Source organism: Enterobacter cloacae complex sp. 402C9 (assembly GCF_050030745.1).
Lineage (GTDB): Bacteria > Pseudomonadota > Gammaproteobacteria > Enterobacterales > Enterobacteriaceae > Enterobacter > Enterobacter intestinihominis.
The window spans coordinates 2,157,537-2,171,759 of the sequence record NZ_JBLGUW010000001.1; the positions used below are offsets into that span (position 1 = coordinate 2,157,537).

Below are 14,223 nucleotides of genomic sequence, written 5' to 3' on the forward strand. Positions count from 1 at the left end.
ACTGGCTAAACATGCGACAATGAGCGGCAAGAACGGCTTATTTATTTCGCAAAATCAGGATATTAACTGCCCATGAAGGGTAAATACAAAGCCGCAATCGCGCTATTACTGCTGCTATTTCTTGTGCCGCTGACGCTGCTGATGACGCTCGCCCAGTGGGTGCCCACGCTCGCCGGGATCTGGCTTCCCGTTGGAACACGCATCGCGTTTGAAAAAAGCCCACGGCTCACGCGCCACGCCCTGGTCATCCCCGATCTCCGTTATCTGGTAGAAGAGTGCGAAATTGCCCGCGTGGAAAACGTGACCCTGTCACACCCCAGCCGCTGGGATCTGGATATTGGCGCACTTGAACTTAACTCTGTCTGCCTGAGCAAATTACCGCAATCGGCGCCGTCTACGGTGGCGCCGAAAACGCTGGCGCAGTGGCAGGCCATCCTGCCCAACACCTGGCTGACCATCCACCGTTTTACCCTTTCTCCCTGGCAGCAGTGGGAGGGTGAACTGCATGCCTCACTGACGCCAGCCCGCCAGGACATCACCTATAAAGGCGAGCAGGTGAGCATTAAGGGGCAGTTGCGCGGCCAGACGCTCTCCATCAGCCAGTTCGATGTGCAGCTGCCGGACCAGTCGCAGCCCGTGAAGCTGGTCGGTGAATTTACCCTGCCGCTGGTGCCGGACGGCGTACCGGTGAAAGGGCATACGGTCGCGACCTTTAACGTGCCACAGTTATCCTCGCTGGTCGATGCCGATCTGGACTGGGAGGATAATCAGGGCCAGCTGGTGGTTATGGCGCGGGACAACCCCGATCCGCTGCTCGATTTACCGTGGCAGATCACCGCTCAGCAGTTGACCATCAGCGACGGGCGCTGGAACTGGTCAGCCTCCGGTATGCCGATGAGTGGTCGCATCGGCCTGAAGGTGGATAACTGGCAGCAGGGGCTGGAGAAAGCCACCTTCACGGGGCGGCTCAACGTGCTGACCCAGGGGGACGCGGGTAAGGGCAACGCGGTGCTGAATATCGGTCCCGGCTCGCTCAGTATGGAAAACAGCGCTATGCCGCTGCACCTGAGCGGGGAAGCCAAGCAAAACGATCTGATCCTGTATGCCAGACTCCCGGCGAAGCTGACCGGCAGCCTTTACGATCCGCAGCTTACGTTTGAACCCGGCGCACTATTGCGCTCGCGCGGACGCATCATTGACTCGCTGGATATCGATGAGATCCGCTGGCCGCTGGCGGGCGTGAAGCTCACGCAAAAGGGCGTGGACGGCCGCCTGCAAGCCATTCTGCGGGCGCATGAAAACGAGATGGGCAATTTTGAGCTGCATCTGGACGGCCAGGCTAACGACTTTTTACCGGACAACGGTTTGTGGCAGTGGCGCTACTGGGGTAAAGGGAACTTCACGCCGATGAACGCGCGCTGGGATGTCCGGGGAACCGGGGAGTGGCGCGACAACGTTATCGAACTGACCGATCTTTCCACGGGGTTCGACAAATTGCAGTACGGCACGATGCTGGTCAGCAAGCCACGCCTGGTGCTGGATCACCCGGTGCGCTGGTCGCGGGACCCGGATAACCCCTCCTTTAGCGGCGCGCTCGCGCTCAATGCCGGGCAAACAAGCTTTTCAGGCGGAAGCGTGCTGCCGCCGTCCGTTTTGACCTTCAGCGTTGACGGGACAGACCCGACGGTGTTCCAGTTTAAAGGGAACCTTCATGCGGACGACATCGGCCCGGTCCAGGTGAATGGACGCTGGGACGGCGAACGCCTCCGCGGTCAGGCCTGGTGGCCAAAACAGTCTCTTACAGTGTTCCAGCCGCTGATCCCGCCAGACTGGAAAATGACCCTGCGCGGCGGCGAAATGTACGCGCAGGTGGCTTTCTCGGCGGCCCCCGACCAGGGGTTTGAGGCCGGGGGGCACGGCGTGCTGAAAGCGGGCAGCGCGTGGATGCCGGATAACGAAATCAACGGCGTTGATTTTGTTCTGCCGTTCCGCTTAAGCCAGGGCACCTGGTCACTGGGCACGCGCGGACCGGTAACGTTACGAATCGACGAGGTGAAAAACCTGGTCACAGCCCGAAATCTCACCGCGGATCTTCAGGGCGATTATCCCTGGACCGAAGCGAACCCGCTCCTGCTCACCAACGTGAAGGTGGAAGCACTCGGCGGGAAAATCACCATGCAGCAGTTGAGAATGCCGCAGCACGATCCGGCTTTACTGCGCGTGGATAATATTTCCTCCAGCGAACTGATAAGCGCGGTAAATCCGAAGCAGTTTGCCATGTCCGGCCCGGTGAGCGGCGCGCTGCCGTTCTGGCTGGACAATGAGAAATGGATCATTAAAGATGGCTGGCTGACCAACCCGGGGCCGATGACGCTGCGCATCGACCAGGACACGGCGGATGCCATTGTGAAAGACAACGTGGTTGCCGGGGCGGCGATCAACTGGCTCCGCTATATGGAAATTTCGCAGTCGTGGACAAAACTCAATGTGGATAATCTGGGTGTGTTAACCATGCAGGCGGCCATTAAAGGCACCAGCCGCGTCGAGGGCAAAAGCAGCTTCGTTAACCTGAATTACACCCATGAAGAGAACATTTTTACCCTCTGGCGCAGCCTGCGCTTTGGGGACAATCTGCAAACATGGTTTGAGCAACATGCGGCGATACCCCTTCTCCGCGGTTCGACAGGCAAGGAAAGTGAGGAACAACAATGAAAAAGAGGGCTGGTGTACTCACCGTGGCCGTCGTCGCGCTGCTGTCAGGCTGCACGCCGCGCATTGAAGTGGCGGCGCCCAAAGAGCCGATCACCATCAACATGAACGTGAAAATCGAGCATGAAATCCATATCAAGGTGGATAAAGACGTCGAAGCCCTGCTGAAATCCCGCAGCGATCTGTTCTGAGGATGCCATGAAACGATTAGCTCTGATGTTACTGGCGCTGGGGATGAACGTTCACGCCGCCACGCTTACGCTCAACGATGCGCGCACCCAGGGGCGCGTAGGGGAAACCCTGAGCGGCTATCTTGCGCCCGTTCAGCACGACGCTGAAACCCTGGCGCTGGTGAACCGTATCAACGCCGCACGCACGGAAAGTTACCAGCAGCTTGCTGACAGCAATAATTTGCCCGTCGACGAGGTGGCGAAAATGGCGGGGCAAAAGCTGGTGGCCCGCGCGCAGCCGGGTGAGTACGTGAAGGGGATTAACGGCAAGTGGCTGAAAAAGTAACTAGCGGTAACGCTTACGGTATTCGCCCGGCGAAACCCCGAAACGTTGCTTGAAGGCGGTGGAAAAATGGCTATGGTCGGTAAAGCCCCAGCTGTAGCCAATGCCCGCCAGCTTTTCGTCATCGCCGATGGAACGCAGCGCCTGAGCGCATAAATCGAGGCGACGGTTCTTAATATACTGCGCCACCACCAGCCCTTTCCCGGCAAACATGCGGTACAAGCTACGCACGGACATGCCGCTCTCTGAGGCTATCCACTCCGGTCTTAACGCCTCCGACTGAATATGATCGTCAATCAGGGACAGAACGTGGCGGAACTGACGCTCCTTGCGCGGCAGCACCTCGTCATGCTGCTGGAAGGCCGGACGCAGCAGACACACCATCGCCTCCAGCGCCGCTTCGCTTTCACTGGCGCTGAGATCGGCATTGCCCATGCTCTCCTGTAACAGTCGGTAGCTCAGCTGTACGGTAGGCAAACTGCGGGAGAGGGGCAACGCGCACCTCACTTCCTGAAAACGCGCGTGTTGCTCAATGATTTGTCGCGGGAGCAGCAGCGAAATCTGGCGGGAACGCTCCTGCCAGTAAATGGAGCACGGGCGGGAGGCGTCAATCAGCGTGATATCCCCGGCTTTCAGCAGCGCGCGCTGGTCGTCCTGTTCGATTCCGGCGCTGCCTTCCAGCTGAAACACGGTGTAGAACCAGGCATCGTTGCCGTTTTTGATCTCCTGACGGGTGCGAAACAGGTTAACGCCTGCGGCGGTCACCGTGCTCAGCTTCAGACTTTGGGTATAGCTGGTTTCCAGTTCGCCGAGAAACGTCCCCTCTAACGGACGTGCCGCAAAGCGCCCACAAACCTGGTTAATTTGCGCCAGCCACTGCTGAAAATTGTCCTGTTCGCTTGCACATGCCATTGATTTTCTCGCTGCACCGTCACTGTTTTCGCATTGTTGCATTTATGTTGCATTTTGTCAGGGCTACGAGGCTGACTATAGGAAAGAACACTCAACGGTTACAGCGATATAAGCGGGAATTATCACGATTTGCGGAGCCTGTCACAGCTGGCAAAGCGAATGTCACACAGACAAAAGCAGGAATGCGAATCCCCTCTTAGACTGCATACACACCCTGCGAAGCATAACGAAGGAGTATCCTATGTCCGAATCACACGTCGCCGTCCTGCCTGGCGTGCAGCAGTTTTTAGATCGCCAGCACGGCCTGTGGATCGAAGGGCGTCAGGCGGCATCCGATAGCGAAAAGCGTCTGAACGTCTACAACCCGGCGACCGGAGAGGTCATTGCCTCCACCGCCGATGCCAGCGTTGATGATGTCGATCGTGCGGTGATGTCTGGCTGGCGCGCCTTTATCGCCCGAAGCTGGGCCGGGCGGCTTCCGGCAGAGCGGGAACGCATCCTGCTGCGGTTTGCGGATCTGGTGGAACAGCATGGCGAAGAGCTGGCACAGCTCGAAACCCTGGAGCAGGGGAAATCGATTAACATTTCCCGCGCCTTCGAGGTGGGCTGCACCCTGAACTGGATGCGCTACACGGCAGGGCTGACCACCAAAATTGCCGGTAAAACCCTCGATCTCTCGATTCCACTGCCGCAGGGCGCGCGTTATCAGGCGTGGACGCGTAAAGAGCCGGTTGGGGTCGTGGCGGGGATTGTGCCATGGAACTTCCCGCTGATGATTGGCATGTGGAAAGTGATGCCCGCGCTGGCGGCAGGTTGCTCCATCGTGATCAAACCCTCGGAAACCACGCCGCTCACCCTGTTACGGGTGGCGGAACTGGCGAGCGAGGCGGGGATCCCGGATGGCGTATTCAACGTGGTGACCGGCAGTGGCGCCGTCTGTGGCGCGGCACTGACCTCGCACCCGCACATTGCCAAAGTGAGCTTTACCGGATCGACGGCGACGGGCAAGCAGATTGCCCGCGCGGCGGCGGATACGCTAACGGGCGTGACGCTGGAACTGGGCGGCAAAAACCCGGCCATCGTGCTGAAAGATGCCGATCCGGCGTGGGTGATTGAAGGGCTGATGACCGGCAGCTTCCTGAATCAGGGGCAGGTCTGCGCGGCCAGTTCACGTATATATATTGAAGCTCCGCTGTTCGACACGCTGGTCAGCGGCTTTGAACAGGCCGTGAAATCCCTGAGCGTCGGGCCGGGCATGTCGCCGGATGCGTTTATCAACCCGCTGGTGTCGCGCGCCCACTGCGATAAGGTCCAGGCGTTTCTGGATGAGGCGAAGGCGCACAATGCGGAGCTGATCGCCGGGAACCGGGGGCCAGACGGCAAAGGCTATTACGTTTCGCCAACGCTGGTGGTCAACCCGGATAATCATCTGCGACTGACGCGTGAAGAGGTCTTCGGGCCGGTGGTGAATCTGGTCCGTGTAGCTGACGGGGAAGAGGCGCTTCAGCTGGCGAACGACACTGAATACGGCTTAACGGCCAGCGTCTGGACGCAGAACATCAGTAAAGCGCTGGAGTACACCGACAGGCTACAGGCCGGAACCGTGTGGGTGAACAGCCACACGCTGATAGATGCCAACCTGCCGTTCGGCGGCATGAAGCAGTCTGGCACTGGGCGCGATTTCGGCCCCGACTGGCTGGATGGCTGGTGTGAAACCAAGTCGGTGTGTGTGCGGTATTAAAAAAACGCCGGGTGGCGGCTACGCCTTACCCGGCCTACGGGATCGAGGAAAAGGTTGGTTTTGTAGGCCGGGTAAGCGCAGCGCCACCCGGCGTAACTTACAGCGACCACCGATTCCGCCCGGCCTCCTTCGCCCTGTACAGCGCCGCATCGGCGCGGGCGATGATTTCCGCCCCGACTGGCTGGACGGCTGGTGCGAAACCAAGTCGGTGTGTGTGCGGTATTAAAAAAACGCCGGGTGGCGGCTACGCCTTACCCGGCCTACGGGATCGAGGAAAAAAGTTGGTTTTGTAGGCCGGGTAAGCGCAGCGCCACCCGGCGTAACTTACAGCGACCACCGATTCCGCCCGGCCTCCTTCGCCCTGTACAGCGCCGCATCGGCGCGGGCAATGATTTCCGCCCCGACTGGCTGGACGGCTGGTGCGAAACTAAGTCGGTGTGTGTGCGGTATTAAAAAAACGCCGGGTGGCGGCTACGCCTTACCCGGCCTACGGGAGCAAGGAAAAGGTTGGTTTTGTAGGCCGGGTAAGCGCAGTGTATGACCGGATACATAGGTAACAGATCAGACCGGGAACATAGGTAACACTTTTCAGTCTATCCGGAGCACACTCTGGGTTTTTCGGTCGTAGTACGCAAGCGTTATTCCATTAAAGATGATGGCCTCCAGGCCATCATCTTGTTCTTCCAGCATGATGTACTCATCAGTCAGCGCTTCACTCAGGAACACCGTCCCCTTTTTCCCCATATAGAGTGTCCCCCTTGATTTCACCCTGTAGACCGTACCTCCTTCCGGATAAGCATATTCAGGAACCCTGCCATCCCAGTGCCGGCCTGAGGGTTGCCATACCGTTCCGGGCGTTGCACCCGCCAGGGCTTCATGCGGCCTTTCGTAGTTAAACTCTTCCCGGTAGCCACTGAACCACCGCTGTTGTTCTTCCATCGTCATAAATATGTTGCCCTGTTTTACTGCACTTTTCAGCGAACGATGCATTCGCTCATGACGGCCGTTTTCTTCCGGATGCCCCTTTCTGATGCGTTCCGGTCTGATGCCCAGCTTTATCAGCCAGACTGCAAGGCGACTTAACCCGGCGATACCTGTTCCTGCGAAAGGCTGACCATTATCCGTTCTCAGGACTTCCGGCAGACCGTACTCCAGGAACGCATCCGTCAGGCACTGCCTGACGAAGGGCTCGCTCTCCCGGTCTGCTCCCCGGCAGCTCAGAAGATACCGGCTGTGATTGTCGGTGAGGGTGAAGGGATGACAGTATTTCCGGCTCAGCAGCCTGAACTTGCCTTTAAAATCAGCGCTCCAGACCTGATTGTTCTCACTGATGATGGTCAGGGGCTGGCGATTGCCCGGGGTTCTGCGTTTTCGCTTTTTATCCGGAACCAGGCCTTCACGCTTGAGGATATCGCCGATAGTACTGGCAGCGGGGACGGTAAAATCGACGTGATGATTGAGCAGCCACATCCGCAGTTTTTTGGGGCCCCAGTCAGGGTGTTTTTGCCTCAGGGCCGTAAGCTGCCCGGCGATATCATCAGGAACTGTCCGGGAGTGGGAGTGCGGAGCACGCGACCGGTCAGAGAGAGATGACAGGTCAGAGGGGTCAAAACGCTGAAGCCATTTGTAACCGGTTTTTCGACTGATGCCGAAGAGACGGCAGAGGGCAGAAAAAGAATCCGTACCTGCATGGCAGGCACGGATGAAATCAAGGCGTTGCATAGGTCGCGTCTCAGTCCAGGGCATAGCGAGTCTCCTCTTCTATGCCAGTTATAACTGTTACCCATGTATCCGGTCTAAAGTGTTACCCATGTTTCCGGTTCATACCGCAGCGCCACCCGGCGTAACTTACAGCGACCACCTATCCCGCCCGGACTCCTTCGCCCGATACAACGCCGCATCGGCGCGGGCGATGATTTCCGGGCCGGCCAGTCCTGGGGTATAGCCGGCAATGCCCATACTCACCGTCACACATTCACTCACCTTCGACGCGCTGTGCGCAATGGCTGCGGTGCGCAGGCCAGCCTGGATCCGCGCGGCGACTTTCTCCGCAACGCTTTCTTCACAGTCAAAGAGGATCACGACGAACTCCTCACCACCGTAGCGCGAAACCACATCCTCTGGCGTGCGCACCGAAGTGTTCAGCACCTCCGCGACCCGCGCGAGACATGCGTCCCCCGCCTGGTGACCATAGGTGTCGTTATACAGTTTGAAGTAGTCGACATCCAGCATCAGGACCGTGAAGCGTTTGCCTTGCTCCACCGCATTTTCCAGCACCAGCTCCATCGCCCTGCGGTTGGCCGTTTTCGTCAGCGGATCCTGATGGGCCAGCGCATCCAGCCGCGAAATTAAACGCTGATTCTGCTGGTTGCGACGCCAGGCCTCTTCAAACCAGCTTAAGAGGATGTAGCGTCCGCAAACGAGAATGAACGTGAACACCACCCACAGCCCGGCAAAGCGAAGGTTCATCTCCTGATTCAGCAGCATGCTGGCAACGGGCATGGTGATCCACAGCGGCGCGATAAAGCACACCAGCCCCACCGGATGAAAATAGAGCGCGGTCATACCGGCCATCAGCAGGGTAACGAATATCGGCCAGGGATGAGGAAGCTGTATCACGTTGATAAACCAGTAACAACTTATCGACCATAGCAGGCTACACATTAACAGCACGGCGCTGACGCCGCGGATGTGGCGCCAGGCCATTATTACCAACGCCACGGAAAGGATGACTACCCCCAGCATGGAAGCGTCAATCATCTGTGTGAGAGGTGGGCTGACGTGTAAGAGGGTATCAATTTGGCCGAACAGGGAATTGCGCAGCAGGATCATGAGCGCAAAGCTCGCGTTGACGAAGGCGAGCCACGGCAGGTTCATGGCCAGCCCGTGGACAACCATGGCGTTACGGGTCGGCCAGGTCGCGGGCTCCGGAGTGGCGTTGTGTCTTTTTTCCATGAGAGAGAATGTCCCTGTGGCGGGCGGAAAGACCGCCCGCGAGTGCATGCCTTTACGGGGTCACAATGTTAAACCAGAATTCAAATTTATCCATGTAACCGAGCATGGCATCGAGTTTTGCGGCATCGCCCGTCACTTTGATATCGCAATTATCCTGAGCCTGTTTAAGCGTCACTTCTTTCAGGATGATTTTATTCAGCGTATCGCGGTTGAGGGTCACGGTCGCGTCAGCATCCTTCGCTTCGGCGTTCGCCGTGTGGTTCAGCACGCCATTTTCCAGCTCCAGCTTGTATTTGCCGCCGTCGCTGCCGAGGTCGATGTTAAACACCGATTTTGCATCCGCTGCTTTTTCACCGTTGATATGCACCGCCAGATAGTCAAAGAACATTTCTGGCGTCATTGCGCGCACGGTATCCGGGCTGGCGGTATTCGGGGTCGGACCTTTCACCACGCCGTTACGCAACTCCTGCGCGCCGGTCAGGTAGAAGTTACGCCATGGGCCGGATTCAGCCTGATAACCCAACTGCTCCAGGGCATCCGCTTCAAGGTTACGTGCGGCCTGGTTGTTTGGATCGGCGAATACCACTTTGCTGACCACCTGAGCCACCCAGCGATAGTTGCCCTGGTCAAAATCGGTTTTAGCTTTACTCAGGATGGCATCCGCGCCTCCCATATACTCCACAAATTTCTTCGCGGCTTCTTCAGGCGGCAGTTCATCCAGGGTCGCGGGGTTGCCGTCAAACCAGCCTAAATAGAGCACGTAGGTGGCTTTGACGTCATGACTGACTGAACCGTAATAGCCTCGGTTGGCCCAGGTATTGGCCAGGGAGTTCGGCAGCTTGAAGTTGGCGGCGATCTCGTCACGCGTCAGCCCTTCATTCGCCATGCGCAGGGTCTGGTCGTTGATGTAGCGGTAGAGGTCGCGCTGGCTTTTCAGCAGGTTAACCACATTCTCGTTGCCCCAGGTCGGCCAGTGGTGCTGCGCCATGATAACTTCGGCCTTATCACCCCAGCGTACAATTGCCTGGTTGATGTATTTCGACCATGGCAGCGGTTCACGAATTTTCGCACCGCGCAGGGAGTAGGTGTTGTGCAGGGTATGGGTGACATCTTCCGCAGACTCGATCAGCTTTTTCTCTTCGATATACCAGAGCATCTCAGAAGGCGCTTCGGAGCCCGGCGCGAGCATAAAATCATAGGTCAGGCCATCGATCACCTCTTTCTGACCATCTTTCTCGATGATATTGGTCGGGGCAATCAGGGTCACCGTCCCGGCGGAGGTGGTGGTGCCGAGCCCCGCACCCACCTGGCCTTTCGCATCCGGCTTCAGCAGGTTGCCGTACATATAGCTGGCGCGGCGGCTCATGACGTTGCCCGCCATGATATTTTCCGCGACGGCGGCCTCCATAAATCCGGCTGGCGCGTAGACTTTAACCTTGCCGGACTTCACGTCGGCTTCGTCCACCACGCCGCGCACGCCGCCATAGTGGTCAACGTGGCTGTGGGTGTAAATAACAGCGACGACAGGTTTCTTGCCGCGATTTTTATAGTAAAGATCCATCCCGACTTTGGCCGTCTCCGCCGACACCAGCGGGTCGACCACGGTAATGCCTTCTTTACCTTCAATAATGGTCATGTTTGACAGGTCGAGGTTACGGATCTGGTACACGCCCTCGGTGACTTCAAACAGGCCGCTGATGTTAATCAGCTGGGACTGACGCCATAAGCTCGGGTTAACCGAATCGGGCGCTTTATCGCCTTCCTTGATAAAGGCGTACTGCTGTGGATCCCAGACGGTGTTGCCTTGCTCCCCTTTGATAATTTCCTGAGGTAGCGGGGCGATAAACCCTTTGTGGGCATTGGTAAAATCGGTGTTATCGGAGAAAGGAAGCTGGTTGAAGAGTGCGTTGTTGGCCTGCTGAGTTGCTGCGGTTGCATCCTTAGGGGCTTCTGCGGCCCAGGCTGAACTGGCGGAAATGAAAAAACCGGCCAGCGCAAGGCTTCTTGCTATCTCATTGACTTTCATCCTAAAACCTCTCGGTTATGTATAGCGTTGTTCATGGACACTTCGATATCTACAAAATGTTTCAGATGTTGCAAAAGCATTAAGCGAAGTAACATTAACTATAATCGGGGAGTGGTATTCAGCAAGAAAGCGAATGAAAAACCGGGCATCGTGCCCGGTCAACGTGTTATTTCTGCTCTTTTTTCTTACCGAGCGTTGGCGTCTCGTCAAAGAAGTTCCACGGCTTGAGTAACGTGTGCACCCATTCCGTCGGCATTATCGGCCACTCCTCGGCGCGGGCGACATGGGTGGTGCCGGTGGTCATCCAGATGACGTTATCCTGGTCGTTCAGCGACTCGTTATCTTTGCTGTACTGGCCGAGGCCCGTATCATGCGTGGAACGGTTCGGGTATTTTCCCTCCGGGTACATCTCGTCGGGATGGTAACGCGTCACCCACAGCTGTTTATCCATAAAGCTCAGGCGGTGATAAATCCACTCGTCCGGGGCAAACCTCGCGCCCGTCGCCACCGGGTGTGTGCCCCCCGCGTAAGGGATGATCTGATACGAGACCGGGTTGCCCATGCGGTTCTCTTTGCTGGTGTTGCTCAACAGACGGATGGTGCCCGGATCAAACTTCTGCGCCGCCTGCTGTTCGGTATCAATATCATACTGATTAACCTGCATGGTGCTGGTGCGCGGTCCGCCAGCGGTGTTCGGTTTGACGTCCGGATCCATGGCCACCAGCTTGTTGTTGATGCCGTCCACGTCCATATCCAGACGGAAGTTGTAGATGTGCTGGTGGGTGGTGCCGACAATATTATGGTCGATCAGCGTACCGTATCGGGTGTCATCCTTCGCGGTGGCATCATGCATGGTTTTCGTCTGCACGCCTTTCACCGCTTCAATGCCCGTGGCCCCTGCATCAATGCCGATGGTGCCGTTTTCGTGGAATACCCAGTCGAAGATATAATCGTAGTTACCCACGGTGCTGACCCAGCGCACCACCAGCTCGCGGCGCTCGGTGCTGACGTTGGGTTTACCTAACTCCTGATGCTTATACTCCGGCCCGGCGTAACGCTCGAAAATGGCGATCGCCCGGGGGATCTCCATTGGCGCACCGGTATAGTCCGGGATGGTTTCGTTGAGCATCACGGCGTTAGACGGAACATCCTTGCCGCGCACCAGCGGGGAGGTCAGGGTACCCATGCCGTAATCACCGGAGTCCAGGTAGGCCTTAAAGTACCAGCCGATATCTGGGTCGCCGTACGGCACAATCATGCCCCCGAGCGATCCCTGATACATCACCTGTCGCTTTTTGCCGTTGTCGTTATAGGTCACGGTGGAGATCATCGGGCCGACGCGCGAGTCCAGGCTCAGATGAAAATCCCAGTTCTGCCAGTGCACCATATCCCCGGTAATGGTGTAGTTCTTGCCTTCCGGCTCGATAATCTCCAGCGGTTTTTTCACCGTTTCAACGCGGTCACGGCCATCATAAGGACGCGGGGTGAGCGGCACCGGCACGACCGGGCCTTCCTCAATCTTCTGGATTTTCTTCTGCTCAAGATCCACCACCGCAACCAGGTTTTCGATCGGGTGCGCCCAGTAGTTACCGTCGCCCACGTCGAGATAGCTGATCACTTTCAGCAGGCGGTCTTCCTGTTTCAGCCCATCCTTGCCGTCAAAAAAGCCGACGGTAAGCGGGGTGGTGATCACTTTCTTCGGATCGGTAATGCCGCGCTTTTTCAGCACGGCGGCAAACTCCGGGCTTTCATTGATGATCTGCTGCACGGTATTGAAGTCATCCAGCAGCACCATGCCGTGCGCGTCTTTGATCGGCTCCCAGCGGAGGATCTTTTTGTCCTTCAGATCCACCCGGCTTTCGATGATGTGTTTACCATCAAGCATGATGATATTGGCCTGGCGGGGCGCATCCACCGCCGTGCCGTTAAGCACGAAGTCCCAGACTTTGGCTTTTTCTGGCTCCGCCAGCGCAATCTGGGTAAAGCGGGTATTGGGTTTAAAATCCGCAGAGGCTTTCACAATGGCTACGGCCTGGTTGATTTCATCAGCCGTCAGCGCGTTTAACGGATGGGGGCGTTTTTCAACCTGGAATGTCTGATCAAGACCGGACTGAAAGACATCGTTGATAAAAGTCTCCGGGATATAGGCCTTATTGTTCTTCATCACCACGGGCACCTGGAGCGTCAGCGGTTTGCCATTAACGATGGCGGTGTTGGCGCCGGGTTTGACCTTCACAAAGGCACCGTCTTTAACGATGGTGAACATCTGGGCGTAATCATCCCACTGCACGTCCGCGCCAAACGCCTGAAGCGTTTTGTCCATCGGGACCATATGCGCCTCGCTGCCGTGAGCGTAAACAGGGGATTGCCAGGCGCAACAGAGCGCAACGGCCATGGCCAGTGCCGTTCTACGGGCAAAAAAAGAAGAATTGCTTCCCATCGCAGACCTCATCTTGTTGTGTTTATTGTGTTGTGTCAGCCTTATCCTGACAGGCGCGCACGAAAAGCGTTTGCCTGCATCTGCCAGGTTGTTTGTCAGTCTTGCCAGGTTAAAAAAAGACCGGGGGTGCATCACACCCCGTGAAAGTGAAAGTGTGCTTCAGTAAGGTGAACTGTCGAGATGAATGCAGACATCGAAACCTACCGTCGTGAACGAATAAACCGTACCGCGAACGCGAAGATAAATGTCTCCATTTTTAATTGCCACTGAAGCTTTATCATCATCGGTGATCATGACGGGATTGATATTCTTAATGTTAGACATGAATTCTTCCGGACTTTTTTTCGCATCAAAGAGATAAATATGAGACCTGTTTTTAGACAGTGAGCCCGTCTCAACCTGGGTGATGTAAAGAGTTAAACGATCGTTAACCTTGATTTTTTCCTGCAAATTTTCATACACGGTAAAAAGATCGCGGAAAGGGTATGCAATGAATATGAGAAAACTAAAGATAATAATTCCAGCTCGCCAGTTAAAAACCCGAACGTCGCGCATAATCTATTCCTGCCCTTATCCATAACTGATCGACTGGATCATCACCGTAATTATTATTGTTCTGGAATTTTGCAAATTCGGCAGGATCGCTTGTCCCGGCAAGAATCTGTGCAGTGCCTGCCCCCCGGAGCAGAATTCCCTCAGGAATGCCTGCTGCCGCACCAACGGCACCGTAATGAAAATTGCCAAAATTGGCATACTCTGCACGGCCTTGTTTATAATCCCAGGGGCCATGGTTTCTGACCATTTGATAAAACCATATGTAGGTCATTAATGAGGGGCCACCATGAAATCGCGCTATTATCATGTGGCTAACGACGTCCACGCCAGGTGGTGCAAAGGATGCAATATTATAGGGTGTTGAATAGGAAG

General features: G+C 56.5%; 11 protein-coding genes and 1 pseudogene. 5 read left to right on the plus strand and 7 right to left on the minus strand.

What is annotated here, in order from left to right; genetic code table 11:
- Window positions 1-72: 72 nt before the first annotated feature.
- The 3 genes from ACQG1K_RS10390 to ACQG1K_RS10400 are packed head-to-tail and all read left to right on the plus strand — an operon-like array spanning window position 73 to window position 3,225.
- The gene (locus ACQG1K_RS10390) at window positions 73-2,712 is read left to right on the plus strand and encodes a YdbH family protein (protein ID WP_367076583.1); all 2,640 of its coding nucleotides are present in this window, start codon (window positions 73-75) and stop codon (window positions 2,710-2,712) included.
- Window positions 2,709-2,900: a YnbE family lipoprotein gene (locus ACQG1K_RS10395; protein ID WP_003857369.1), complete on the plus strand. Its 192-nt coding sequence runs from the start codon at window positions 2,709-2,711 to the stop codon at window positions 2,898-2,900. Before ACQG1K_RS10390 ends, ACQG1K_RS10395 begins: the two co-directional genes overlap by 4 nt.
- A 7-nt stretch (window positions 2,901-2,907) precedes the next feature.
- Window positions 2,908-3,225 (plus strand): YdbL family protein, encoded by a 318-nt coding sequence (locus ACQG1K_RS10400; RefSeq protein ID WP_022648010.1) that lies wholly within the window; start codon window positions 2,908-2,910, stop codon window positions 3,223-3,225.
- Here ACQG1K_RS10400 and feaR read toward each other — a convergent pair whose 3' ends face one another.
- On the minus strand, window positions 3,226-4,134 hold the full coding sequence (gene feaR / locus ACQG1K_RS10405) for a transcriptional regulator FeaR (RefSeq protein WP_048966598.1): 909 nt from the start codon (window positions 4,132-4,134) through the stop codon (window positions 3,226-3,228).
- A 241-nt stretch (window positions 4,135-4,375) separates the two neighbouring features.
- On the opposite strand from feaR, the gene ACQG1K_RS10410 reads away from it, so the two are divergent.
- Window positions 4,376-5,875 carry an aldehyde dehydrogenase family protein gene (locus ACQG1K_RS10410; RefSeq protein WP_367076586.1) on the plus strand — a complete coding sequence of 500 codons (1,500 nt, stop codon included), beginning with the start codon at window positions 4,376-4,378 and terminating at the stop codon, window positions 5,873-5,875.
- A gap of 378 nt (window positions 5,876-6,253) precedes the next feature.
- Window positions 6,254-6,328, plus strand: a pseudogene (locus ACQG1K_RS10415) (hypothetical protein); the annotation flags it as partial.
- 135 nt (window positions 6,329-6,463) lie between these two features.
- Here the strand turns inward: ACQG1K_RS10415 and ACQG1K_RS10420 are convergent.
- The 6 genes from ACQG1K_RS10420 to ACQG1K_RS10445 all read right to left on the minus strand — a co-directional run bounded on the left by ACQG1K_RS10420 (window position 6,464) and on the right by ACQG1K_RS10445 (window position 14,122).
- A complete protein-coding gene (locus ACQG1K_RS10420) occupies window positions 6,464-7,621 on the minus strand; it encodes a DDE-type integrase/transposase/recombinase (RefSeq protein WP_023305267.1) in 1,158 nt (385 codons plus the stop codon).
- Window positions 7,622-7,723: 102 nt separating this feature from the next.
- Entirely contained in the window at window positions 7,724-8,830 is a 1,107-nt protein-coding gene (locus ACQG1K_RS10425) for a GGDEF domain-containing protein (protein ID WP_045309013.1), read from the minus strand.
- 52 nt (window positions 8,831-8,882) lie between these two features.
- Entirely contained in the window at window positions 8,883-10,856 is a 1,974-nt protein-coding gene (locus tag ACQG1K_RS10430) for an alkyl/aryl-sulfatase (protein ID WP_426720863.1), read from the minus strand.
- Window positions 10,857-11,022: 166 nt separating this feature from the next.
- Window positions 11,023-13,296 carry a primary-amine oxidase gene (tynA, locus tag ACQG1K_RS10435; protein WP_367074629.1) on the minus strand — a complete coding sequence of 758 codons (2,274 nt, stop codon included), beginning with the start codon at window positions 13,294-13,296 and terminating at the stop codon, window positions 11,023-11,025.
- Window positions 13,297-13,455: 159 nt separating this feature from the next.
- Window positions 13,456-13,851 carry a hypothetical protein gene (locus ACQG1K_RS10440; RefSeq protein WP_022648016.1) on the minus strand — a complete coding sequence of 132 codons (396 nt, stop codon included), beginning with the start codon at window positions 13,849-13,851 and terminating at the stop codon, window positions 13,456-13,458.
- Window positions 13,829-14,122: a polymorphic toxin type 44 domain-containing protein gene (locus tag ACQG1K_RS10445; RefSeq protein ID WP_223825170.1), complete on the minus strand. Its 294-nt coding sequence runs from the start codon at window positions 14,120-14,122 to the stop codon at window positions 13,829-13,831. Before ACQG1K_RS10445 ends, ACQG1K_RS10440 begins: the two co-directional genes overlap by 23 nt.
- Between the last annotated feature and the right edge of the window lie 101 nt (window positions 14,123-14,223).

Bases quoted from the DNA above. Each gene is read 5' to 3' on its own strand.
- ACQG1K_RS10390 (WP_367076583.1), top strand. From the start codon at position 73: ATGAAGGGTAAATACAAAGCCGCAATCGCGCTATTACTGCTGCTATTT.
- ACQG1K_RS10395 (WP_003857369.1), top strand. From the start codon at position 2,709: ATGAAAAAGAGGGCTGGTGTACTCACCGTGGCCGTCGTCGCGCTGCTG.
- ACQG1K_RS10400 (WP_022648010.1), top strand. From the start codon at position 2,908: ATGAAACGATTAGCTCTGATGTTACTGGCGCTGGGGATGAACGTTCAC.
- feaR (WP_048966598.1), bottom strand. From the start codon at position 4,134: ATGGCATGTGCAAGCGAACAGGACAATTTTCAGCAGTGGCTGGCGCAA.
- ACQG1K_RS10410 (WP_367076586.1), top strand. From the start codon at position 4,376: ATGTCCGAATCACACGTCGCCGTCCTGCCTGGCGTGCAGCAGTTTTTA.
- ACQG1K_RS10420 (WP_023305267.1), bottom strand. From the start codon at position 7,621: ATGCCCTGGACTGAGACGCGACCTATGCAACGCCTTGATTTCATCCGT.
- ACQG1K_RS10425 (WP_045309013.1), bottom strand. From the start codon at position 8,830: ATGGAAAAAAGACACAACGCCACTCCGGAGCCCGCGACCTGGCCGACC.
- ACQG1K_RS10430 (WP_426720863.1), bottom strand. From the start codon at position 10,856: ATGAAAGTCAATGAGATAGCAAGAAGCCTTGCGCTGGCCGGTTTTTTC.
- tynA (WP_367074629.1), bottom strand. From the start codon at position 13,296: ATGGGAAGCAATTCTTCTTTTTTTGCCCGTAGAACGGCACTGGCCATG.
- ACQG1K_RS10440 (WP_022648016.1), bottom strand. From the start codon at position 13,851: ATGCGCGACGTTCGGGTTTTTAACTGGCGAGCTGGAATTATTATCTTT.
- ACQG1K_RS10445 (WP_223825170.1), bottom strand. From the start codon at position 14,122: ATGACCTACATATGGTTTTATCAAATGGTCAGAAACCATGGCCCCTGG.